Raw genomic sequence first — 22,154 nt, 5'->3', positions numbered from 1 at the left:
TTTGTGCTAGGAGACTATCCGCTGAAGGGTCGACGCGCCAGCGAAATCGCGGCCCACATCGAGCAGGGCGTGAGCAGCGGGCGACTCGCCCCCGGAACCGCCCTGCCCCCGCTGCGCGACCTCGCCGCCGAACTGGGGGTCAACCCCAACACCGTCGCCGCCGCCTACCGGCTGCTGCGCGACCGCGGCGTGATCGAGACCGCCGGCCGCAAGGGCAGCCGCATCCTGCCCAGGCCCGCGCTCACCCCGCGCGACCAGATCCGCATCCCCGTCCCGCCGCACGCCCGCGACCTGTCCACCGGCAACCCCGACCCGGCCCTGCTGCCCGACCTCGCCCCGGCCCTCGCGGCCGCCGCCGAGTCCGCGCGCACCGACCCGGTGCTGTACGGGCACGCCGACGTCGACCCGCAGCTGCTCGCGCTCGCCCGCGCCTCCTTCGAGGCCGACGGCCTGCCCGGCGGCCCGATCGCCGTCGCCTCCGGCTCGCTGGACACCATCGAACGGATCCTCGAGGCCCGGCTGCGCCCCGGCGACGCGGTGGCCGTCGAGGACCCGGGCTGGGGCAGCCTGCTCGACCTGCTGCCCGCGCTGGGCCTGAAGCAGGTGCCCGTCCGGCTGGACGACGAGGGCCCGCTGCCGGAGGCGCTGGCCGCCGCGCTGGCCGAGGGCGTCCGGGCCGTGGTGGTCACCAGCCGGGCGCAGAACCCGACCGGGGCGGCGCTAACCGCGCGGCGGGCCGAGGCGCTGAAGGCCGTACTGGCCGAGCACCCCGGGGTGCTGCTGATCGAGGACGACCACGGGCACGGCATGGTCGACCAGCCGTACCACCCGCTGGTCGGCCCCGGCACCCGGAACTGGGCGGTGGTGCGCTCGGCGGCCAAGGCGTACGGGCCGGACCTGCGGGTCTCGGTGGCGGTCGGCGACGCGGAGACGATCGGGCGGGTGGCCGGCCGGCTGCGGCTGGGCGCCGGCTGGGTCAGCCACCTGCTGCAGCGCACCGTCGCGGAGCTGTGGCGCGGCGACGCCGCGCCGGCGGACCGGGTGGCCGCCGCGTACCGGGCCCGGCGCGACGCGCTGCTGGGCGAGCTGGCGGCCCGTGGGATCGCGGCGCACGGGCGGAGCGGGCTGAACGTCTGGGTGCCGGTGCCGGACGAGACCTCGGTGCTGGCGGCCCTGGTGCAGCGCGGCTGGGTCGCGGCGCCCGGCGCGCGGTACCGGATCCAGTCGCCGCCCGGGCTGCGGTTCACCACGGCGCGGCTGGAGGCGGCGCAGGCGCGGGAGCTGGCGGAGGACCTGGCGGCGGTGCTGGGGGCGGGCGGGGGCGGGTCGCGGCTGGTGTGAGCCCGTGGGCCGGTGCGCCGTGGGCCGGGTGGGGCAGGTGTGGCGGGTGTGAACCCCGGGCGGCATCCGGTCGTCGCCCGCCCGCCTGGTCTGAACCCGGCGGTAACAAAAGCGGAAACCTCCCGCAGATGCCTAGCGGTGGCGAGCGCGGGCATGTCATCTTTCATCGCGCCACCGGCCGGCGGCCCACCCTCACCCAGGCATCCTCCCGTTCCCCATTCCTCGGGAGGATCGAGCCGCAGGAGTTCCGCAGTGCCCGAGAACTGTTCGAGCATGACCCGCAACACCCGCAACACCCGCAGCACCCGCAGTACCCGTCGTCCCGGCCGGCGGCTGCTGGCCGCAGCCCTCGCGCTCCCGCTCGTCGTCGCGGGCCTGGCCGTCGCCTCGCCGGCCTCCGCCGCACCGGCCGCCGTGCCGTCCGGGCCCACCGCCAGCGTCACGCTCGGCGACAGCTACATCTCCGGCGAGGCCGGCCGCTGGAAGGGCAACTCGGCCGGCACCAGCGGCAGCCGCAACGGCACCGACCGGGCCTGGACCGGCAGCGCGTACGACGCCTCGCGGGTCTACGGCGCCACCGCCGCGAGCGGATGCGACCGCTCGGACGTCTCCGAGGTGCTCAGCGCCTCGACCGGGGCCCAGAACGAGATCGACCTGGCCTGCTCCGGAGCCGTCAGCGCGAACGTCTTCCGCGCCTCCAACGGCGGCCAGTCGCTCAAGGGCGAGGCCCCGCAGGCCGACCAACTCGCCACCGTGGCACGGCAGAACAACGTCAAGCTGATCACCCTGTCGATCGGCGGCAACGACCTGGGCTTCTCGGACGTCATCTCCACCTGCGTGAAGGACTACCTGGTCTGGTACTCCTACTGCCACTACTCCGCGCAGTCCCAGATCGACGACAGGATGCCCGCCGCGATGGCCGGGGTCGGCAAGGCGGTCGACGAGGTCCGCGCGGTGATGGCCGACGCCGGCTACGCGCAGTCGGACTACCGCCTGGTGCTGCAGTCCTACCCGTCGCCGATCCCGCGCGGCGCCGAGATGCGCTACCCGGAGAGCGGCTGGACCCGCTCCAACACCGGCGGCTGCCCGTTCTGGGACGGGGACGCCGACTGGGCCCGCGACTCCATGGTGCCGCAGATCTCCCGGGCGCTGGCGGGCGTCGCCGCTGCCAAGGGCGCGCAGTTCCTGGACCTGTCGGACATGCTGCAGGGCCGCGAGGTCTGCTCGACGGCCACCAAGCAGCCGACCGCGAGCACCGGCCCGTCCGCGACCACCAGCGAGTGGGCGCGCTTCCTGGACGGCGGGCTCAACTCCACGCAGGGCGTGCTGCAGGAGTCGATGCACCCCAACTACTACGGCCAGCAGGCGGTCGGGCGCTGCCTGACGCTGCTGTGGGCGCGTCCGAGCGGTGACTACGCGTGCCGCAACACGGCCGGGCAGGACGCGGGCGGGATGTACCTCACCGCTCGGTGACCGCGCGCCCGACGGCGCGCCGACCGCGTGACACGGCGCCCCCGCAGCCTCGGCCGCGGGGGCGCCGTACGGCCGTCGCTCAGCCCTTGGCGAGCAGCGACTGGGCGTGCGCGCGGACCTGGTCCTTCGTCAAGTACGCGTCGGTGTACTCGAAGTCCTGCAGGCGGGCGGGCTGGCGGGCGAGGAAGCCGGTGCGGACGAAGTCGTCGCCCGCGGTCGCGTTGAGCAGCCAGTTGGCGCCCACCCGGAACTTGGCCGCGTTGGTCCGCATCGCCATCAGGTGGTAGCCGCGCGCCACCAGCTGGGCGGGCACCCCGCGCAGCTCCACGCCGAGCGGCTTGGAGACCGCGTCCTTGCCGCCGAGGTCGACGACCAGGCCCAAGTCCTTGTGGTAGTACGGCTCCAGGGGGCGGCCGTGGAGCGAGGCGATCAGGTTGTTCGCGACCGCGCGGCCCTGGCGGGCGGAGTGCTGGGCGGTCGGCGGGCAGACCGCGCCGTCGCCCTTGGCGAGGTCGGGGACGGCGGCGGCGTCGCCGATCGCGAACACGCCCTCGAACTGCGGCACCCGCATCTCCGCCGTCACGGCGAGCCGGCCGCGGACCGTCTCGGCGTCCAGGGTGCCGATCAGCGGGCTCGCGGCCACGCCGGCGGTCCAGATCAGGGTGCGGCAGGGGAGCACCCGGCCGTCGGTGAACTTGACGGTCTCGGCGCCGACCTCGGCCACCGAGACGCCCAGCGACACCTCGATGCCGCGCTCGCGCAGCACCTCCAGGGCGGCCTCGCCGAGCGGATCGCCCAGCTCCGGCATCAGCTTCGGGGCGATGTCGATCAGGTGCCACTTGATCTGCCGGGCGTCCAGGCGCGGGTAGCGGTGGGCGGCGGCGGTGGTCAGGCGCTGGAGGCAGGCGGCCGTCTCGGTGCCCGCGTAGCCGCCGCCGACGACCACGAACTGGAGCCGGGACTCGCGCTCCTTCTGGTCCAGGGTGGCGGAGGCGAGGTCGAGCTGGGCGATCACGTGGTCGCGGACGTAGGCCGCCTCGGCGAGCGTCTTCATGCCGCGGGCGTAGTCGGTGAGGCCGGGGATGTCGAAGGTGCGGGTGACGCTGCCGGGGGAGAGCACCAGGTAGTCGTACTTCTGCGCGACCACCTCGTCGGTGATCTTGCGGACGACGCACACCTTGGAGGCCGGGTCCACGCCGATGGCCCCGCCGGGGACGATGTGGGTGCGGCGCAGCGAGCGGCGCAGGGAGACGGCCACGGACTGCGGGGTCAGGACGCCGGCCGCGACATGGGGGAGGAGGGGGAGGTAGAGCTGGTAGCTGAACGGCGTGACCAGCGAGATCTCGGCCTCCGACGGTGACAGCTTGTGTTCGAGTCGGCGGGCGCACTCCAGGCCGGCGAAGCCACCGCCCACGATCAGGATCCGAGGTCGTTCCATCGCTCATCCCTTTGCCGTGAAGGTCCCCATTACTGTCCGCCACACTCGCACGGAGCAGCGGGGGCTGCCACCGGGGTGGGGCCGTGGGGGTGGGGGAGAGCGGCGGTGCGGCGGTGGGGGAGCAGCGGGGTGGGTGGGGGAGAGGGGCGGCGCGGTGGCGGGGGCGGAGCGGGTGGGGCGGTGACACCGATAGGCTGTCGGCCGTGCTACCCGAGGTGACGGCGATCCGGTACGTGACGCCACTGCGAGAAGGCGGCTCGATGCCGGGCCTGGTCGAGGCCGACGATCGGCGGCTGTACGCGCTGAAATGGGTCGGTGCGGCGCAGGGCCGCAAGGCGTTGGTCGCGGAGGTGCTGGCCGGGGAACTCGGTCGGCGGCTCGGGCTGCCGGTGCCGGAGCTGGTGACGATCGACCTGGACCCGGTGCTCGCGCGCAGCGAGCCGGACCACCAGGTCCAGGACCAGATGCGGGCCAGTGGCGGGACCAACCTCGGGATGGCCTTCGTCAGCGGCGCGCTCAACTTCGACCCGCTCTGCTTCGAGGTGGAACCGGAGCTCGCCGGGCAGGTGCTCTGGTTCGACGCGCTGATCGGCAACGTCGACCGCTCCTGGCGCAATCCCAACCTGTTGGTGGCCACCGGTGGGCTGCGGCTGATCGACCACGGCGCGAGCCTGATCTTCCACCACAACTGGCCGGGCGCCGCCTCCTGGGTCCGCCGTCCGTACGACGCCTCCGACCACGCGCTGCTGCGGGCCCGGCCGGACCTGGCGGCCGCCGACAAGGCGCTCGCGCCGCTCGCCGAGGCGGCGATCGAGGGCGCGGTGGCGCAGATCCCCGAGGTCTGGCTGGTGGACGAGTTCGGCTTCGACTCGCCCGACGAGGTGCGCGCCGCGTACCGTGCCCAGCTGACCGAGCGACTGGCCGGTCCGCGCGACTGGCTGCCGGAGGTGCCCGCATGACCGAGCCCGCGCTGTCCGCGCTGCCGGCCACCGTCGAACTGCACGACTACGAGTACGCCGTGATCCGCGCGGTGCCGAGGGTCGAGCGCGGCGAGTGCGTCAACGTCGGGGTGCTGCTGTACTGCCGGCAGAGCTCGCACCTGGCGGCCCGTACCCATCTGGACCAGGCCCGGCTGCTGGCGCTGGACCCGGTGGCGGACGTCCAGGGCGTGCGGCGGGCGCTGCACGGGATCGAGGCGGTCTGCCACGGCGGGCCGCAGGCCGGTCCGGCGGCGGGGGACAGCCCCGGGCAGCGGTTCCGCTGGCTGACCGCGCCGCGCAGTGCGATCGTCCAGCCGGGGCCCGTGCACACCGGGCTGACCGCGGATCCGGAGGCGGAGCTGCGGCGGTTGTTCGACCAGCTGGTGCTCTGACACCGGGGGCCGGGGCGGTTCGTCGACGGTTGCCCTGGTCAAAGCTTGAGATACTGAAGCACCTGGCCGTACGCTGGCCCCATGGGTTCGACAGCGACGACGACCGTACCGACCAACGCCGAGTTGATGGAGGCGTTGGCCGCCGTCGGTGCCGCGTACTTCCAGGACTTCGCGGCGGCCGCGGCCCGGCACGGGCTCTCCTCCTCGCAGGCCAAGGCGCTGGGCGCGGTGCAGGAGCCGGTGCCGATGCGGGCGCTGGCCGGGCGGCTGGGCTGTGACGCGTCGAACGTCACCGGGATCGTGGACCGGCTGGAGTCGCTGGGTCTGGCCAACCGGGAGGCGGCGGCCGGTGACCGCCGGGTGAAGATCGTGGTGATCACGGCCGAGGGCCGGGAGATCCTCAACCGGATCCGCGGCGAGATGGCCCGGACCCACCAGGCCTTCGAGGCGATGGACGACGAGCAGCGGATCGCGCTGCACTCCATCTGCGCCCAGGTGCTGCCGGTGCTGGCCGGCCGTACGGGCGGCGCGCAGTAGCGCGCGCAGAAGAGAACGCGCCGCCCGCGCCGCCCGCGCGCCGTCCCGGTCAGAGCAGCCCGGCGAGTTCCGGTGGCAGCGGCCGGTGGTGGAGCAGGGTGAGTGAGCGGGTGGTCCGGGTCAGGGCGACGTAGAGGTCGCGCGGGGCGAGTCCGGCCGGCTCGACGACGACCACCGCGTCGAACTCCAGCCCCTTGGCGTCCGCGACGGTGAGCGCGTCCAGCTCGGCCGCCAGGGTGTCCGGGGCGATCACGCCCAGGGTGCCCGGGCCGCCGGGCAGCCGGGTGAGCGCCGCGGCGAAGTCGCCGTCCGGGACGGGGACGGCGCGGGGCCGCTCGGCGCCCGGGCGGATGGACTCGGGCGGCCGGTGGTCGGGCAGGGCGGTGCGCAGCACGGCGGTGGCGAGGGCCATGACGGGCTCCGGCGTGCGGTAGTTGACGGTCAGCCGTTCCTCGCGCCAGCGGCCGGGCAGGTGCGGGTCGAGCATGTCGGCCCAACCGCGGGCGCCGGCGGGCGATCCGGTCTGGGCGAGGTCTCCCACGATGGTGAGCGAGCTGGTCGGGACGCGCCGCAGGACGGCGCGCCAGGCCATCGCGGACAGCTCCTGCGCCTCGTCCACGACGACGTGGCCGTACGCCCAGGTGCGGTCGGCGGCGGCGCGTTCGGCGGTGGAGCGGTACGGGCCGTTGTCACGGAAGCGCTCGGCGAGGGCGGCGGAGTCCAGCAGGGCGTCGTCGGTCTGCCCGGTGATGGTCAGCACGCCCTGGGCGAAGGCGAGTTCGTCCGGGTCGTCGTCGGTCGGGGCGGATTCCCGTGTCGTGCCGAGGAGTTCGGCGGCCTCGTCGAGCAGTGGGACGTCCTCGACCGTCCAGTCCGAGCCGGGCGGGCGGAGCAGGGCGGATGCCTGGTCGGGGGCCGTCTCGGTGAGCAACTCCCGGTCGGTGAGCAGTCGTTCGATCAGTTGCCGGGCGGTGAGCCGGGGCCAGAGCGGGTCGAGCGCGGCGCGGACGTCCGGCCGTTCCCACAGCTCGCGCGGGGCGTAGTGGGCCTCCTCGTCGTCGTACGGGCGGCCGAGGGTGAGCGCCTGGGCGATGGCGAGGGCGTCGAGCAGGGTGCTCAGGTAGAAGCCGCGGGCCCGGTTGTGCGGCAGCCGCAGGCCTCGGGCGGCGTCCCGGGCCTCGGCGCAGGTCCGGGCGGAGACCCGCAGCCCGTCGCCGAGGTCCAGGCCGTCGGCGGGGGCCGTCTGGTGGGCGGCCAGGGCGCGGCGGAGCACCCCGGCCATCCAGGGGCCGCCCTTGGCCAGGGCGGCGGCCGGCGCGTCGGTGCGGGTGGCGGTGACGCCGGGGAGGAGCTCGCCGACGGTGCGCAGCACCACCTCGGTCTCGCCGAGGGCGGGCAGCACCTGGTCGATGTACCGCAGGAAGCCGGGGTTGGGGCCGATCACCAGCACGCCCCGGCGCTCCAGTGCGGCGCGGTGGGTGAACAGCAGGTAGGCGGCGCGGTGCAGGGCGGCCAGCGTCTTGCCGGTGCCGGGGCCGCCCTGGACCACCAGGGCGCCGGGCAGCGGGGAGCGGATCACCCGGTCCTGCTCGGCCTGGATGGTGGCGACGGCGGTGCCCATCCGGCCGGTGCGCTCGCGGCCGAGGGCGGCGAGCAGTGCGGCCTCGCCGACCAGGCCGCGCCGGCCGGACTCGTCCAGCCCGGCGAGGTCGAGCGCCTCGTCGTCCAGCCCGGTGAGGGTGCGTCCCCGGGTGTGCAGGTGGCGGCGGCGCACGACCGGGCCCGGACGGGCGGGGGTCGCGGTGTAGAAGGGGCGGGCGGCCGGGGTGCGCCAGTCGAGCAGCAGCGGTTCGTACGCGTCGTCGGTCAGGCCGGTGCGGCCGATGTAGTGGACGGTGCCGTCGCGCTGGTCGAGGCGGCCGAAGCACAGGCCGCGTTCGACCGCGTCCAGCCGGGCCGCGTGGCGGGCGGCCTCGCGGGCGCGCACCTCGCGTTCCAGCCGGGCCTGGTGGGTGCCGCCGGGGGCGGCTCCGTCGTGGGCGCCGTCGGCGGTGCGGCGGGCCCGTTCGCGCACCGTGTCGAGCCGGGAGTAGAGCCGGGTGAGGCGGGCCTGCTCGGTGCGCAGGGCCGCGGCGAGGGCGTCGCCGGGGTTTCCCGGGACCACTGGATGTTCGCTCATCGGTGTGGTATCCTTGCGGTGAGAAGGTTGTGGTGCGCCATCTGAAAGGCGCTCAATTGACCCAGCCTACCCCGGCCGCCGACGTTCGGCGTGACCTCGGCTGTTACTCTTGCGAAGCGTGAGCGCGAAGCCCCAGATCCCCAATGTCCTGGCCTCCCGGTACGCCTCGGCGACCCTGGCCCAGCTGTGGTCCCCCGAGCACAAGGTGGTCCTCGAGCGCCACCTGTGGCTCGCCGTCCTGAAGGCCCAGCAGGACCTCGGCGTCGAGGTGCCGGCCACCGCCGTCGCCGACTACGAGCGGGTGATCGACCAGGTCGACCTCGGCTCGATCGCCGCCCGTGAGCGGGTCACCCGCCACGACGTCAAGGCCCGGATCGAGGAGTTCAGCGACCTCGCCGGGCACGAGCAGATCCACAAGGGAATGACCTCCCGGGACCTGACCGAGAACGTCGAGCAGCTCCAGATCCGCCAGTCCCTGGAGCACGTGCGCGACCGCACGGTGGCCGTCCTGGTGCGTCTGGCCAAGCTGTCCGCCCAGCACTCCGAGCTGGTCATGGCCGGCCGCTCGCACAACGTGGCCGCGCAGGCCACCACCCTGGGCAAGCGGTTCGCGTCGATCACCGACGAGCTGCTGGTCGCCTTCCGCCGCCTGGAGGAGCTGATCGCCCGCTACCCGCTGCGCGGGATCAAGGGCCCGGTCGGCACCGCCCAGGACATGCTGGACCTGCTCGGCGGCGACACCGACAAGCTGGCCGAGCTGGAGCGCCGGGTCGCCGGGCACCTCGGCTTCGAGAACGTGCTGACCAGCGTCGGCCAGGTCTACCCGCGCTCGCTGGACTTCGAGGTGCTCACCGCCCTCGTCCAGCTGGCCGCCGCGCCGTCCAGCCTGGCCAAGACCATCCGCCTGATGGCCGGCCACGAGCTGGTCACGGAGGGCTTCAAGGAGGGCCAGGTCGGCTCCTCCGCGATGCCCCACAAGATGAACACCCGCTCCTGCGAGCGCGTCAACGGCCTGGCCGTCATCCTGCGCGGCTACGCCTCGATGACCGGCGAGCTGGCCGGCGACCAGTGGAACGAGGGCGACGTCTCCTGCTCGGTGGTGCGCCGGGTCGCGCTGCCGGACGCGTTCTTCGCCTTCGACGGCCTGCTGGAGACCTTCCTGACCGTCCTCGACGAGTTCGGCGCCTTCCCCGCCGTGATCGAGGCCGAGCTGGACCGCTACCTGCCGTTCCTCGCCACCACGAAGGTGCTGATGGGCGCGGTGCGCGCGGGCGTCGGCCGGGAGACCGGGCACGAGGTCATCAAGGAGCACGCCGTCGCCTCCGCGCTGGCGATGCGCGCGGGCGCCCGGGAGAACGAGCTGCTGGACCGGCTGGCCGCCGACGAGCGGATCCCGCTGGACCGGGCCGCGCTGGACGCGCTGCTGGCCGACCGGCTGTCCTTCACCGGCGCGGCCGGTGCCCAGGTCGCCGAGGTCGTCCGCCAGGTGGAGGCCGTCGCGGCCGCCTACCCGGAGGCCGCCAAGTACGCGCCGGCCGACATCCTCTGACGTTCGGTCAGTTCAGAGTCGAGGGCCCTGCCGCCGGACCGGTGGCGGGGCCCTCGCTCGTCGTGGGGACGTGGCCGGGGTCGAGCGGCGGGGCGGTGGGTCCGCACGGCCAGTCGCAGTTCGGCTCGGCCACCGGCTGCTCCTCGGGGGCGAGCACATTGCCCCGTACGGTCGCGGCCGCGATCAGCCCGCCGGCCACCAGGAGGCCCGCGCAGATCAGCATCGCGGTGTGGAAGGCGGAGTCGACCGCGGAGGGCACCCGGTAGGCGTCGCCGCTCAGCCCGGCCAGCGCCGGCAGGGCGGCCACCGCGAGCAGGCCGGCCGCGCGGGCGGCGGCGTTGTTGACCCCGCTGGCGATGCCGGCGTGCCGGACCTCGACGGCGGCCAGCACGGTCGCCGTCAGCGGCGCGACCAGCAGCGTCATCCCGCAGCCCAGCACCGTGACGGCGGGCAGCACGTCCACCCAGTACGAGGAGCCGGGGCCGATGCGCAGCATCAGCAGCACCCCGGCGGCGCACAGCAGGGGGCCGACGGTCAGCGGGACGCGCGGGCCGATCCGTTTGCCGAGGCGCCCGGCGCGCGCGGACAGCGCCAGCATCAGCACGGTGATCGGCACCAGGGCGAAGCCCGACACCAGCGGCGAGAACCCGGACACGATCTGGAGCTGCACCACCAGCAGGAAGAAGACCCCGCTGAACGCCGCGTACACGCACAGGGTGACCAGGTTCACCGCGGTGAACAGCCGGGAGGAGAACAGCCCGAGCGGCAGCATCGGTTCGGGGGCGCGGCGCTCGACGGCCACGAAGGCGACGCCGAGCGCCACCCCGATCACCCCGCTGACCCAGACCGCCGGGGACAGGCCCTCGCCGGCCGCAGTCAGCGCGTAGGTGATCGCGCCGAGCGCGAGGGCGGCGAGCACGGCGCCGAGCACGTCGAAGCGGCCGGTGGCGGCCTCGTCCCGGGTCTCCGGCACCGACCGGGTGGTCACCGCGATCACGGCGGCGGCGAGCGGCAGGTTCAGCAGGAAGATCCAGCGCCAGCCGGGGCCGTCCACCAGCCAGCCGCCGAGGAAGGGGCCGATCGCGGCGGACACCCCGCCGAGGCCGGACCAGAGCCCGACCGCGGCCGAGCGGTCGTCGGGGTGGAAGACGGCCTGGAGCATGGCGAGCGAGCCGGGGGTGAGCAGCGCCCCGCCGATGCCCTGGACGGCGCGGGCGGCGATCAGCACGTGGATGTTCGGCGCCGCGGCGCAGGCCGCGGAGGCGATGGCGAACCAGACCACGCCGATCAGGAAGACCTTGCGCCGCCCGTACCGGTCGCCGAGCGCGCCGCCGAGCAGGATCAGGCCCGCCAGGGTGAGCAGATAGGCGTTCAGAGTCCATTGCAGGGACGCCAGGGAGGCGCCGAGGTCGGCGCCGATCCGGGGCAGGGCGACGTTCACGACGGTGCCGTCGAGCATCGCCATGCTGGAGCCGAGCACGGTCGCCAGTAGTACCCAGCGACCCTGCGCGGTGCCCAGGCGCAGGGTGCCGGCCTCGGAGGTGGCCACGGGCGAATCCTGCGCTGCCGGGGCGCACGTGACAAGGGTCACCGGTGGGTGTGTTGACGGTCGGCGGTGCGTGAACGGGTGGCTGCGTTCCGTCGCCGATCTCGGCGCAGGGTCGTGGATCAGTGGCGGGGGGTGAATGGGTTGTGTACGCACCGTGGGGTCCGGTCTGCGGAGGGTCACCGGAACGGGGGAGATGGTTGCCCTTTCAAGAGATCGACATTGCTTCACCCGAACGGATGGGTTTTAGTTCAGCGACCGCCCGGCCAGTCCGGACGGATCCACCGGGTGGAACGCCGAGTCCTGCCGCTGCCCGGTGGTTCGAAACGAACTCTGTACGGCAGGAGCGGGGGACCCACAGGTAAGTCGCCGGACCGGAGTTCGCGCCTCAGGGCGCGGGCGTCCAGGACCGGCTAGGGGTGAAGCCGCGCATGCGGCCGGGCAACTCCAGCCCGAACCCGACAGCTCACCTCGCAGGCGTCGGAGAGGAAAATTCCATGCCTGCTCAGGCTCGTCGTATCGCCCTGCCCCGCGCCGCCCGAATCGGCATCGCGACCGCCGTCACCGGTGTCTCCTTCGCCCTCCCGCTCGTCACCGCGGTGAGCGCCCAGGCCCACACTGTTCCGGCCGCCCCGGCCGCGCAGGCCGCCGCCTCCACGGACGCCAAGCCGGCCGCGCCGGCCGCTGCCCCGGCCACCCCGGCCGCGCAGGAGAGCTACCGCGTCGTCAGCGGAGACACCCTGTCCAAGATCGCCGACGCCAAGAACGTCGAGGGCGGCTGGCGCGCGCTGTACGAGCAGAACCGCTCGGTCGTCGGTGCCGACCCGAACCTGATCTTCCCGGGCCAGCAGCTCGCGCTGTCGGGCCACGCCGCCGCGCCGGCCGCCGACGCCGCCCCGGCCAAGCCGGCCGCCCCGGCGAAGCCCGCCCAGCCGGCCGCCCAGGCGACCCAGGCCGCCAAGCCGCAGGCCCAGGTCCAGGTGAAGACCGAGGCCGCCAAGCCGTCCGCCCAGCTCCAGACCCAGCTGCAGGTCGCCGCTCCGGCTGCGGTCGTGACCGCCACTCCGGTCGCCGCCGCCACCTCCGGCTTCGTCGCCCCGCTGGCCAACCCGAGGCTCGGCACCGCCTACGGCGTGGCCGGCTCGATGTGGGCCTCCGGCCACCACACCGGCCAGGACTTCGTCGCCTCCACCGGCACCCCGCTGCGCGCCGTCGCCAACGGCGTCGTGGTCAAGGCCGGCAACGGCGGCGCCTACGGCAACGAGGTCGAGATCAAGCTCGCCGACGGCCACTACGCCGAGTACGCGCACCTCTCCTCGATCGGCGTGAGGATCGGTCAGGCCGTCACCGCCGGCCAGCAGATCGGCCTCTCCGGCGCCACCGGCAACGTGACCGGCCCGCACCTGCACTTCGAGATCCGCAACGGCTCGGAGTACGGCTCGGACATCAACCCGGTCGCCTACCTGCGCGCGCACGGCGTCGCGCTCTGACCCGGGGCCGCTGAGCCCCGAGGGTTTTCGGAACCACCGCTGCTGCGGGGCGAATCGATCCTCCGGGATGGTCATGTCGGGTGACCGCTCGACCGGGTGATCGCCGCACGGCGGACATGGGCGCGGGACACGCCCAGGCCGGCCCGGCCGCACGAGGACCTCCTCGTACGGCCGGGCCGGCCGCTGCCGTTTCCGGGCCCGTCCGGTCGTGCCCCGGCCGTCCGGCGGGTTCCGGAGCGTCGTTCGACCGGTCGAACGCGGCGTCAACCCGACTGCTCCGGAGGGCCGTCGGCCCGATCGCGGGGCTGCTCCGGCGCGCCATGCTGTCGGACGGTCAGCGTCCGGCCGGTCCGGCGGTCGGGCGGGTCCGGGAGGCGAGGAGGCCGGATGGCGGTCCGGAGCGGGGACGTGGCGGGGGAGAAGGCCGGGCGGGAGCGGCCGGGTACGGGCGGCGTCGACCGGCTGAAGGCGGACTCGGTCGGCCTGGTCGGCGTGGTGTTCATGGCGCTCGCCACCGCCGCCCCGATCACCGCGATGACGGGCAACCTGCCGATCATCGTCGGGCAGGGCAACGGCGCCGGCGCGCCCGCCGCGTACGTCGTGGCGACCGTGGTGCTGACGGTGTTCTCGGTCGGGTACGTGGCGATGGCCCGGCACATCACCGCGGCCGGCGCGTTCTACGGCTACGTCTCGCACGGGCTGGGCCGGGTGGTCGGGATGGCCTCGGGGCTGCTCGCGGTGCTGGCGTACGTCGTCACCGAGGCCTCGGCCCTCGGCTTCTTCGCGTACTCGCTGCGCGGGCTGGTCCGTTCGCAGCTGGGGCTGGACCTGGGCTGGGGCTGGTACGCGCTGTTCGGGGCGACGGTGATCGGGGTGATGGCCTGGTTCGACCTGCACCTGACGGCCAAGGTGCTCGGGGTCGCGCTGGTGCTGGAGATCGGGGTGCTGGGGGCGGTCTCGTTCGCGGTGCTGTTCTCCGGCGGCGGGCCGGACGGGATCGTGGTCGAGGCCGTGAACCCGCTGAACGCGCTGAGGGGGGTGGGTGGTTCGGGCGCGGCGGCGGCCGGGCTCGGCCTGTTCTTCGCGTTCTGGTCCTGGGTGGGATTCGAGTCCACCGCGATGTACGGCGAGGAGTCCCGCGACCCCAAGCGGGTGGTGCCGCGGGCGACGCTGGTGTCGGTGATCGGCGTCGGGCTGCTCTACGTCTTCGTGTCCTGGATGATCGTGTCCGGCAACGGCGTCGGGCGGGCGGTCGCGGTGGCGAGCGGCGCCGTGCCGGGCAAGGACGGCAACAGCCTGTTCTTCGACCCGCTCGGCGCGCACCTGGGGGCCTGGGCGGTGAAGGTGTTCCAATGGCTGGTCGTCACCGGCTCGTTCGCCTGCGCGATGGCCTTCCACCAGTGCGCGGCCCGGTACCTGTACGCGATCGGCCGGGAGGGGCTGCTGCACCCGGCGCTCGGCCGCACCCATGCGCGGCACGGTTCGCCGCACGTCGCCTCGGTGGTGCAGTCGGTGATCGCGGTGGGGCTGGTGGCGGGGTTCCTGGTGGCCGGGATGGACCCGTACGTCCACCTGTACACGCTGCTGGCGCTGCTCGGGACGATGGCGATCCTGGTCGTGCAGACGCTCTGCTCCTTCGCCGTGGTCGGGTACTTCCACGTGCGGGGGCGGCACCCGGAGACCGCGAACTGGTTCCGGACGCTGGTCGCACCGCTGGTGGGCGGAGTGGCGATGGCCGGGGTGGTGGTGCTGCTGGTGCTCAACAAGGACGCCGCGGCCGGGGCGGCGGCGCACACGCTGCTGTTCCGGCTGATCCCGTACCTGGTGATCGGGGTGTTCGCGGGCGGGGTCGGGCTGGCTCTGGCGGTGCGCCGTTGGCGGCCGGAGCTGTACGCGCGGATCGGGCGGGTGGTGCTGGAGGACGCGGTCGAGCGGTGACCGGGCGGGTGGTGCTGGGGGCGCGGTCGAGCGGTCACCGGCCGGCGCTCGCGGTGCGCCGGGTTCAGCGCCGGTGGACCGGCAGGCCGTACTGGGCGGCGGCCAGCAGCGCGTGCATCCGGTGGCCGAAGTCCTCGGTGTCCCGGGCCGGTTCGGGGAAGACCAGGCGGACGTCGCGGTGGCCGTGCGGGTGGTCCAGGCGCAGCACCAGGCCGTGGCGGTCCAGGGCGAGCGGGCGGACCTCGGGGTCGTGGGTGAGCACGGCCGGGTCGAGCAGCCGGGTCAGGACGTCGAGCGCCTCGGCGTGGTCGTCGGCGAAGTGGGTGAGCAGCGCGGCCTCGTGCCGGGCCAGCGGGTCGGGGCCGGCGAGCGCGAGGTCGGCGGCGGTGATCGCGCCGGTGCCGTACGGGGTGGCGAGGACGGCGTGGGCGACGTCCACCCGCAGGTGCACGCCGAGGCCGTCGTCGGCGAGGTGGGCCAGGTGGAGCCGGCCGGCCAGGGTGAGGCGGGCGCGGACCCGGTCGCGGACGGCGACGGGGGCGATGTCGGTGACGTCGAGGACGACGGCGAGACCGTCGGCGGCGCCGATGGCGGCCGTGGTGAGCGGGTCGTCCAGGGCGGTGCGCAGGCGCAGCCGGGAGCCGTGCACGGAGACCGGGGTGTTCAGGTGGTGGTGCTCGCCGAGGGCGCGGACGGTGAGCGAGGAGGTCGTGCTGAGCAGGCTGTGGATCCGTTCGGCGGTGGTGGGCTCGGGGACCTCGGTGTCGCCGGTGGGCAGGCTCATGGACGGACCTCCAGTTAGTTAGGTGAGCCTAACCTAATGTGCGGGTGGAGGCGTGGCAAGCAGGCCGCCGGACGGGCGAGGGGCCCGGACGCGACTGCGGCGTCCGGGCCCCTCGGTGCGGCGGTGCGTCAGCCGACGACGGCCTGGGCGTCGATCTCGACCAGCATCGGCTCCTGCGGCAGCTCGACGAAGACGGTGGTGCGGCACGGCTTCACGCCGCCGGGCTTGATGTTCTCGTCGATGAACTCGGCGTAGACCTCGTTCATCAGCGGGAAGTCGGCGCGCTTGGTCAGGTAGACGCGGAACATCACCACGTCCTCGACGGTGGCGCCGCCGGCCTCGACGATGGCCTTGACGTTCTCCAGGGTGCGGCGGGTCTGCGCCTTCACGTCGCCGTGGTGCAGGTACTCGCCGGTGGCCGGGTCCTGCGGGCCCTGGCCGGAGACCTGGAGGATCGGACCCTTGCGGACGCCCTGGGAGAACATCCAGGCGGGAGCGGGGGCGCCGTCGGTGCGGATCTCGGTCTTCTCGCCGTTCCGGAGGTGCTCGGAGGTCATGGGATTCGGATTCCTTAACTGTGTCGACGGTTCGTCAGTTGTGGTCGGGGCGGCCGCAGTCGGCCGAGACGGCGCGGGTGGTGGCGAGCAGCTGCGGGAGCAGGTCCAGCACCTGCTCGTACGGCAGGACGACGTCCGGGACGGAGATCGAGGCGGCGGCCACCACCCGGCCGCTGGCGTCCCGGACGGGTGCGGCCACGCAGTTGATGAAGGCCTCGTGCTCGGCGTGGTCCTGCGCCCAGCCCTGGGCGGCGACCTTCTCCAGCTCGGCGAGCAGGGCCTCGGGGGTGGTCAGGGTGCGCGCGGTGTGCGGGGTGAAGTCGATCCCGGCCACCACCCGGCGCCGCTCGGGCAGCGGCAGGTCGGCGAGCAGCACCTTGGAGACGGCGGCGCTGTGCAGGGCGGCGCGCAGGCCGATCCGGGAGTACATCCGCACCGGGTGGCGGGAGTCGAACTTGTCGATGTAGACCACCTCGCCGCCCTCGTAGGCGGCCAGGTGCACGGTCTGGCCGGTGGCGGCGTTCAGCTCGGCCAGGTGCGGGGCGGCGATCCGGCGCACGCCGCGCTGCTCCAGGGCCAGGCCGGAGAGTGCGAAGAGGCCGGCGCCCAGGTGGTAGCGGTAGCTCGCGTCGCGATAGACGAATCGTTCCTCTTCGAGGCTCTGGAGCAGTCGGAGGACGGTCGTCTTGTGGACGCCGAGCACCTCGGCGAGCTGGTCGAGGGAACGCTCGCCCTCGCCGAGCTCGGCGAGGATGCGCAGGGCGCGGGTGACGGTCTGACTCATCGTGCTCCGCTTCGAGGGCCGGGGTTCCCGCTCATTGTGCCCGGGCCCGGTCGGCGGCCGGCGGCGGTCCGGCGGACGGTGTGCGGTCGGCGGGACGCGCGCCGTCGGCGGGCAGGGCCGGGCCGGTGATGCCCTCCGCGGTGACCCGGGTGGCGGCCCACTGGGCGGGCGAGGCGTCGAGCAGCGCGGCCACCACGGCGGCGTCCGGCAGCTCGGCCTGGTCGCCGTGGGCGGTCAGCGCGCAGGCGGCGCTCAGGTGGCCGAGCCGCAGCCGGCGCCGCTGGTCCAGGCCCCGGACGGTGCCGGCCAGGTAGCCGGCCGCGAAGGCGTCGCCCGCGCCGGTCGCCTCGACCACCTCGACCGCGAGGGCCGGCTCGGTGACCGCCGTGCCGTCCCGTTCCAGGGCGGTCACCTGGCGGGCGGCGTCCTTGACCACGAGGGTGGCCGGGGCGGGGAAGCGGCGGCGCAGGGCGGCCGGGTCGCCGGTGCCGAAGGCGGCCTCGGCCTCGTCGGCGCCGAGCAGCAGCAGGTCGGCGGCGTCCAGCAGCGGCGGCAGCACGGCCGGGTCGCGCTCGCGCCAGAGCGAGGGGCGCCAGTTGAGGTCGAAGCTGACCAGGCGGTGCGGCCGGCGGTCGGCGAGCAGGGCGCGCAGCAGGGCGAGGCAGTCGTCGGAGAGCGCGGCCGTGATCCCGGACAGGTGCAGCAGCCGGGCGCCGGTCAGCAGGGCGGCGGCGGCCGGGGCGGCGAGCAGGTCGGGGGAGAGCGCGGCGGCCGCGGAGCCGCGCCGGTGGTAGTGCAGCCGGCTGCGGCCGGGCCCGAGGTCGTGGCGGTCGCCGGTGCTTCCGCCGACCTCCTTGAGGTAGAGGCCGGTCGGGCGGTGCGGGTCGACCGCGACCGCCGAGACGTCCACGCCGCGGGCGGCCACCTCGGCGAGCAGCCGGCGGCCGAAGCCGTCGTCGCCGACCCGGCTGATCCAGGCGGTCGGCACGCCGTGGGCGGCCAGTGCGCCCGCCACGTTGGACTCCGCTCCGCCGACCGAGAGCCGGAAGCTCTCCACCGACTCCAGCGGGCCCGGGCGGTCCGGCAGCAGGACGGCCATCGACTCGCCCACGCACACGGCCGTCGGGGGAGGGCCGGGGCGGGTCGGGCCCTGGGTGTCCTGTCGCGGCATGTGCGGGGCTCCTCGTCTGCGGCCGTTCCGTCGAGAGCGGGCCCACCGGGCCGACTCCGCTGCGTGTGAGCGTGTGAGTGCCGCGTCGTCCGAGAGCGCTCACGTGAGCCGACCCCGTTGACCGGGAGTCGGGTCCGTTGACCTTGATCCGGCGCCGATGCTAGAACCGTGTTGCCAGCATGTGCAACCCTCGTTGCGCATGTTGCAACCTGTGCGGATGGAGGAACACGGTGGAGCAGACCTTCGCAAGCAGTGTCACCGGACCGGGCATCGCCCGTGGCGCGGTGGCCGCCCTGGCCGACGAGCCGCTCGACTGGCGGTTCAAAGCCGCTCCACCGCAGTCGTGGGGCCGCAGCACCCGGGAATGGCTCGCCACCGGCCCCACCCTCTCCTCGCTCGGCACCCCGATGCTCACCCTCGACGGCGCCGCCGTCGACCACAACGTCCGCACCATGGCCGACTGGTGCGCCAAGGCGGGCGTCGCGCTCGCCCCGCACGGCAAGACCACCATGGCGCCCGCCCTCTGGCAGGCGCAGCTCGACGCCGGCAGCCACGGCATCACCCTCGCCAACCTGCCCCAGGTGCGGGTCGCCCGGGCCTTCGGGGTGCAGCGCATCCTGCTCGCCAACACCCTGCTCGACCCGGCCGGCCTCGCCTGGCTCGCCGACGAACTCGCCGCCGACCCGGACTTCGCCTTCCTGTCCTGGGTCGACTCCACCGAGAGCGTCCGGCTGATGGACGAGGCGCTGCGCGCCGCCGGCGCCGAGCGGCCGGTCGAGGTGCTGGTCGAGCTCGGCGGCCCCGGCGGACGGACCGGCGCCCGCGGCGCGGACGCCGCCGTCGAGGTCGCCGCCGCCGTGCTGCGCGCCCCCACCCTGCGCCTGGCGGGCGTCGGCGGGTACGAGGGCGCGATCGCGCACGACGCCTCGGCCGAGGGGCTGGCCGCCGTCCGCCGCTACCTGCGGGAGCTGGGCGACCTGCACGGCCGGCTGGCGAGCGCCTACCCGGACGGCACCCGGCCGGTGGTCTCGGCCGGCGGCAGCGCCTACTTCGACCTGGTGGTCGAGGAACTGGCGGACCTGCCGGAGGCGTTCACGGTGCTGCGCTCGGGCGCGTACATCGCCCACGACGACGGCTTCTACCGCGGCATCTCGCCGCTCGCCCGGGACGGTGGGCGGACGCCGTTCCGCGGCGCGCTGCACGGCTGGGCCCGGGTGGTGTCCCGGCCCGAGCCGCAGCTCGCGCTGCTGGACGCCGGCAAGCGCGACCTGCCCTTCGACGAGGGCCTGCCCGAGCCGCAACGGGTGCGCGGCGGAGTGGAGTTGACCGGAACGGCGGCGCGGATCACCGCGCTCAACGACCAGCACGCCTTCCTGCGCGACGCGGGCGACCTCGCGCCGATCGGCGCGGTGCTGCGGCTGGGCGTCTCGCACCCGTGCACGGCCTTCGACAAGTGGACGGCGATCCCGGTGCTGGACTCCGCGGACGCGGCCGAGCCGAAGGTCACCGGCCTGGTCAGGACGTTCTTCTGATGCCCGGGGAGAGAACGTCCGCCACGGGTGGGCGGGACGGCGGCGGCGCGACCGTCTTCCGGGGCGCCACCGTGGTGGACGGCACCGGCGCGGAGCGCTACCGGGCCGACGTCCGGATCGCCGACGGTCTGATCACCGAGATCGGCGAGGGCCTCGACGCGCCCGACCGGGTGGACGCCGACGGCCTGGTGCTGGCCCCCGGCTTCATCGACATGCACGCCCACTCCGACCTCGCCCTGCTGCTCGAACCCGAGCACCCGGCCAAGGTCACCCAGGGCGTCACCTGCGAGGTCCTCGGCCAGGACGGCCTGTCCTACGCCCCGGTGGACGACGTCACGCTGCCCGCGCTGCGCCGCCAGACAGCGGGCTGGAACGGCGATCCGGACGGCTTCGACTGGGACTGGCGGGACGTCGCCGGCTACCTGGACCGGATCGACCGCACCGGAACGGCCGTCAACGCCTGCTACCTCGTCCCGCACGGAACGCTGCGGATGCTCGCCATGGGCTGGGCCGACCGTCCGCCCACCCCGGGCGAACTCGACCGGATGCGGCAGGTGCTGGCGAAGAGCCTGCTGGACGGCGCGGTCGGCATGTCCAGCGGCCTCAGCTACACCCCCGGAATGTACGCCGACACCGCCGAGCTGATCGAGCTGTGCACCGTCGTCGCGGCCTACGGCGGCTTCCACGCCCCGCACCAACGCTCGTACGGCGCCGGGGCGTTGGAGGGCTACGCGGAGATGGTGGAGATCGCCCGGCGGAGCGGCTGCGCGCTGCACCTGACCCACGCCACGATGAACTTCGGGGTCAACCGGGGCCGGGCCGGCGAACTTCTGGAGCTTCTCGACCGGGCGCTCGCCGACGGCGTCGACCTCACCCTGGACAGCTACCCCTACCTGCCCGGATCCACCACCCTGGCCGCCCTGCTGCCGAGTTGGGCCACCGAGGGCGGCCCGGCCGCGACGCTGGCGCGGCTCGCCGACCCCGCGCAGTGCGCGAGGATCCGGTACGAGGTGGAGGAGAAGGGCAGCGACGGCTGCCACGGCGTGGTCACCGACTGGACGACGATCCAGATCTCCGGCGTCCGCTCGGCCGCGCTCGACGGCGCGGTCGGCCGCACCGTCGCCGAACTGGCCGAGGAGGAGGAACGGACCGGCACCGAGGTGTTCCTGGACCTGCTGCGCCGGGACGAACTGTCCACCACGATCCTCCAGCACGTCGGGCACGAGGAGAACGTCCGGGCCATCATGCGCCACCCCGCGCACACCGTCGGCAGCGACGGGCTGCTGGTCGGGGCCCGGCCGCACCCGCGGGCCTGGGGCACCTTTCCCCGCTACCTCGGCCACTACAGCCGGGAGTTGGGCGTGCTGACGCTGGAGGAGACGATCGCCCGGATGACCGGCCGCCCGGCCGCCCGGCTGGGGCTGGACCGGCGCGGCCGGATCGCCCCCGGCCACCACGCCGACCTGGTGCTCCTCGACCCCGGGAAGGTCCGGGACGCCGCCACCTTCGAGAGCCCCCGGCTGCCCGCCGAGGGCATCGAGTACGTGTACGTCAACGGCACCGCCGTCGTCCGGCAGGGTCGCACCACCGGCGCCCGGCCCGGGCGCGCCCTGCGCCGCACCGATCGAGGAACCCTGGCCATATGACCGAGCTCTCCGCCCCGACCGATCTCCCGGCCCCGGCCGGTCCGTCCGCGGCTGGTCCGTCCGCGACCGGTCTCTCCGTGACCGGTTCCGCCGCCGCTACCGGCTGCTCCTTCCTGCGCGACGACCCGGTGATCGCGGTGGTCCGCGCACCCCGGATCCCGGACGCCGCCGCGCTCTGCGCCGCCCTGGCTGAGGGAGGCATCAACCTCACCGAATTCACCTGCACCACACCGAATGTGACGGAGCATCTGCTGAAGGCGTCGAAGGCCGGCTGGCGGGTCGGCCTCGGGACGGTGCTGACCGCGGAGCAGGCCCGGCGCGGGGTCGGGGCGGGGGCGGCCTTCCTGGTCACCCCCGGCTGCCGGCCCGAGGTCGCCGAGGCGGCGGCCGCCGCCGGGGTGCCGGTGGTGCTCGGGGCGCTCACCCCGACCGAGGTCGCGCACGCGGTGGACCTCGGCGCCGCCGCCGTCAAGATCTTCCCGGCCCGGGCGTTCGGCCCCGGCTACTTCAAGGACCTGCGCGGCCCCTACCCCGACGTGCCGCTGGTGGCCTCCGGCGGGGTGAACGCGGGCAACGCCGCCGAGTTCCTGGCGCACGGCGCGCTCGCGGTCTGCGCGGGGACTGACGTGGTCCCGCCGGACGTGGTCGCGGCGGGGGACTGGGCGGAGATCACCCGGCGGGCCCGGGCGTTCACGGCGGCCTGCGCGGCGTCGGCCTCGTAGGGGGCGCCGTCGCCGCGGGTCCCGTGAAGAAGGCAGTGCGGGTCCCGTGAAGAAGGCGGCGATGGTCCCGTGAAGAAGGCGGCGCGGGTGCGGGC

18 protein-coding genes and 1 riboswitch are annotated in these 22,154 nt (G+C 74.6%); of the genes, 11 read left to right on the top strand and 7 right to left on the bottom strand.

Annotated elements, in window-relative coordinates:
* The first annotated feature begins 3 nt into the window (after positions 1-3).
* A complete protein-coding gene (locus ACGFSC_RS33450; protein WP_359907831.1) occupies positions 4-1,341 on the top strand; it encodes an aminotransferase class I/II-fold pyridoxal phosphate-dependent enzyme in 1,338 nt (445 codons plus the stop codon).
* A gap of 273 nt (positions 1,342-1,614) precedes the next feature.
* Positions 1,615-2,814: a GDSL-type esterase/lipase family protein gene (locus ACGFSC_RS33445; RefSeq protein WP_359907829.1), complete on the top strand. Its 1,200-nt coding sequence runs from the start codon at positions 1,615-1,617 to the stop codon at positions 2,812-2,814.
* Positions 2,815-2,893: 79 nt separating this feature from the next.
* Here the strand turns inward: ACGFSC_RS33445 and ACGFSC_RS33440 are convergent, their stop codons facing one another.
* A complete protein-coding gene (locus ACGFSC_RS33440) occupies positions 2,894-4,252 on the bottom strand; it encodes an NAD(P)/FAD-dependent oxidoreductase (RefSeq protein WP_359907826.1) in 1,359 nt (452 codons plus the stop codon).
* Between the two features lie 203 nt (positions 4,253-4,455).
* Here ACGFSC_RS33440 and ACGFSC_RS33435 point away from each other — a divergent pair, with 203 nt between their 5' ends.
* The 3 genes from ACGFSC_RS33435 (at position 4,456) to ACGFSC_RS33425 (ending at position 6,161) form a co-directional block, all read left to right on the top strand.
* Positions 4,456-5,211, top strand: a complete 756-nt coding sequence (locus ACGFSC_RS33435; protein WP_359907824.1) for a HipA family kinase — start codon at positions 4,456-4,458, stop codon at positions 5,209-5,211.
* A complete protein-coding gene (locus tag ACGFSC_RS33430; protein WP_359907821.1) occupies positions 5,208-5,624 on the top strand; it encodes a DUF3037 domain-containing protein in 417 nt (138 codons plus the stop codon). Before ACGFSC_RS33435 ends, ACGFSC_RS33430 begins: the two co-directional genes overlap by 4 nt.
* A gap of 81 nt (positions 5,625-5,705) precedes the next feature.
* Complete coding sequence (locus ACGFSC_RS33425) at positions 5,706-6,161, top strand: MarR family transcriptional regulator (RefSeq protein WP_359907818.1); 456 nt, start codon at positions 5,706-5,708, stop codon at positions 6,159-6,161.
* A gap of 49 nt (positions 6,162-6,210) precedes the next feature.
* Here the strand turns inward: ACGFSC_RS33425 and ACGFSC_RS33420 are convergent, their stop codons facing one another.
* A complete protein-coding gene (locus ACGFSC_RS33420; protein WP_359907815.1) occupies positions 6,211-8,340 on the bottom strand; it encodes an ATP-binding domain-containing protein in 2,130 nt (709 codons plus the stop codon).
* 109 nt (positions 8,341-8,449) lie between these two features.
* Between ACGFSC_RS33420 and purB the strand changes: the two genes are divergently transcribed.
* Positions 8,450-9,889 carry an adenylosuccinate lyase gene (gene purB, locus ACGFSC_RS33415; protein ID WP_359907812.1) on the top strand — a complete coding sequence of 480 codons (1,440 nt, stop codon included), beginning with the start codon at positions 8,450-8,452 and terminating at the stop codon, positions 9,887-9,889.
* A gap of 7 nt (positions 9,890-9,896) precedes the next feature.
* Here the strand turns inward: purB and ACGFSC_RS33410 are convergent, their stop codons facing one another.
* Positions 9,897-11,438 carry an MFS transporter gene (locus ACGFSC_RS33410; RefSeq protein WP_359907810.1) on the bottom strand — a complete coding sequence of 514 codons (1,542 nt, stop codon included), beginning with the start codon at positions 11,436-11,438 and terminating at the stop codon, positions 9,897-9,899.
* 291 nt (positions 11,439-11,729) lie between these two features.
* Positions 11,730-11,930, top strand: a riboswitch (cyclic di-AMP (ydaO/yuaA leader).
* 2 nt (positions 11,931-11,932) lie between these two features.
* On the opposite strand from ACGFSC_RS33410, the gene ACGFSC_RS33405 reads away from it, so the two are divergent.
* Entirely contained in the window at positions 11,933-12,925 is a 993-nt protein-coding gene (locus ACGFSC_RS33405; RefSeq protein WP_359907807.1) for a LysM peptidoglycan-binding domain-containing M23 family metallopeptidase, read from the top strand.
* 387 nt (positions 12,926-13,312) lie between these two features.
* The gene (locus ACGFSC_RS33400) at positions 13,313-14,863 is read left to right on the top strand and encodes an APC family permease (protein ID WP_359907805.1); all 1,551 of its coding nucleotides are present in this window, start codon (positions 13,313-13,315) and stop codon (positions 14,861-14,863) included.
* Positions 14,864-14,927: 64 nt separating this feature from the next.
* Here the strand turns inward: ACGFSC_RS33400 and ACGFSC_RS33395 are convergent, their stop codons facing one another.
* From ACGFSC_RS33395 to ACGFSC_RS33380, 4 genes are all read right to left on the bottom strand, one after another.
* Positions 14,928-15,647 carry a DUF2470 domain-containing protein gene (locus ACGFSC_RS33395; protein ID WP_359907802.1) on the bottom strand — a complete coding sequence of 240 codons (720 nt, stop codon included), beginning with the start codon at positions 15,645-15,647 and terminating at the stop codon, positions 14,928-14,930.
* Between the two features lie 128 nt (positions 15,648-15,775).
* Positions 15,776-16,204, bottom strand: a complete 429-nt coding sequence (locus ACGFSC_RS33390) for a RidA family protein (RefSeq protein WP_359907799.1) — start codon at positions 16,202-16,204, stop codon at positions 15,776-15,778.
* 34 nt (positions 16,205-16,238) lie between these two features.
* A complete protein-coding gene (locus tag ACGFSC_RS33385) occupies positions 16,239-16,988 on the bottom strand; it encodes an IclR family transcriptional regulator (protein WP_359907796.1) in 750 nt (249 codons plus the stop codon).
* A 31-nt stretch (positions 16,989-17,019) separates the two neighbouring features.
* A complete protein-coding gene (locus ACGFSC_RS33380; protein ID WP_359907793.1) occupies positions 17,020-18,159 on the bottom strand; it encodes a sugar kinase in 1,140 nt (379 codons plus the stop codon).
* A 230-nt stretch (positions 18,160-18,389) separates the two neighbouring features.
* On the opposite strand from ACGFSC_RS33380, the gene ACGFSC_RS33375 reads away from it, so the two are divergent.
* The 3 genes from ACGFSC_RS33375 to ACGFSC_RS33365 are packed head-to-tail and all read left to right on the top strand — an operon-like array spanning position 18,390 to position 22,059.
* Positions 18,390-19,691: an amino acid deaminase gene (locus tag ACGFSC_RS33375; protein ID WP_359907790.1), complete on the top strand. Its 1,302-nt coding sequence runs from the start codon at positions 18,390-18,392 to the stop codon at positions 19,689-19,691.
* On the top strand, positions 19,691-21,337 hold the full coding sequence (locus ACGFSC_RS33370) for a D-aminoacylase (RefSeq protein ID WP_359907788.1): 1,647 nt from the start codon (positions 19,691-19,693) through the stop codon (positions 21,335-21,337). The genes ACGFSC_RS33375 and ACGFSC_RS33370 overlap by 1 nt, the downstream gene beginning before the upstream one ends.
* Positions 21,334-22,059 carry a bifunctional 4-hydroxy-2-oxoglutarate aldolase/2-dehydro-3-deoxy-phosphogluconate aldolase gene (locus ACGFSC_RS33365; RefSeq protein ID WP_359907785.1) on the top strand — a complete coding sequence of 242 codons (726 nt, stop codon included), beginning with the start codon at positions 21,334-21,336 and terminating at the stop codon, positions 22,057-22,059. The genes ACGFSC_RS33370 and ACGFSC_RS33365 overlap by 4 nt, the downstream gene beginning before the upstream one ends.
* The last annotated feature ends 95 nt before the right edge of the window (positions 22,060-22,154 follow it).

This window comes from Kitasatospora sp. NPDC048715, from assembly GCF_043198905.1.
GTDB classification, from domain to species: Bacteria; Actinomycetota; Actinomycetes; order Streptomycetales; family Streptomycetaceae; genus Kitasatospora; species Kitasatospora lactacystinica.
Note: the sequence above shows the minus strand (reverse complement) of the source record. Positions and strands in the feature narration are given on the sequence as shown.

Coding starts and splice junctions, on each gene's coding strand:
- ACGFSC_RS33445 (WP_359907829.1), top strand. CDS start 1,615: ATGACCCGCAACACCCGCAACACCCGCAGCACCCGCAGTACCCGTCGT.
- ACGFSC_RS33440 (WP_359907826.1), bottom strand. CDS start 4,252: ATGGAACGACCTCGGATCCTGATCGTGGGCGGTGGCTTCGCCGGCCTG.
- ACGFSC_RS33430 (WP_359907821.1), top strand. CDS start 5,208: ATGACCGAGCCCGCGCTGTCCGCGCTGCCGGCCACCGTCGAACTGCAC.
- ACGFSC_RS33425 (WP_359907818.1), top strand. CDS start 5,706: ATGGGTTCGACAGCGACGACGACCGTACCGACCAACGCCGAGTTGATG.
- ACGFSC_RS33420 (WP_359907815.1), bottom strand. CDS start 8,340: ATGAGCGAACATCCAGTGGTCCCGGGAAACCCCGGCGACGCCCTCGCC.
- ACGFSC_RS33405 (WP_359907807.1), top strand. CDS start 11,933: ATGCCTGCTCAGGCTCGTCGTATCGCCCTGCCCCGCGCCGCCCGAATC.
- ACGFSC_RS33400 (WP_359907805.1), top strand. CDS start 13,313: ATGGCGGTCCGGAGCGGGGACGTGGCGGGGGAGAAGGCCGGGCGGGAG.
- ACGFSC_RS33395 (WP_359907802.1), bottom strand. CDS start 15,647: ATGAGCCTGCCCACCGGCGACACCGAGGTCCCCGAGCCCACCACCGCC.
- ACGFSC_RS33390 (WP_359907799.1), bottom strand. CDS start 16,204: ATGACCTCCGAGCACCTCCGGAACGGCGAGAAGACCGAGATCCGCACC.
- ACGFSC_RS33385 (WP_359907796.1), bottom strand. CDS start 16,988: ATGAGTCAGACCGTCACCCGCGCCCTGCGCATCCTCGCCGAGCTCGGC.
- ACGFSC_RS33380 (WP_359907793.1), bottom strand. CDS start 18,159: ATGCCGCGACAGGACACCCAGGGCCCGACCCGCCCCGGCCCTCCCCCG.
- ACGFSC_RS33370 (WP_359907788.1), top strand. CDS start 19,691: ATGCCCGGGGAGAGAACGTCCGCCACGGGTGGGCGGGACGGCGGCGGC.
- ACGFSC_RS33365 (WP_359907785.1), top strand. CDS start 21,334: ATGACCGAGCTCTCCGCCCCGACCGATCTCCCGGCCCCGGCCGGTCCG.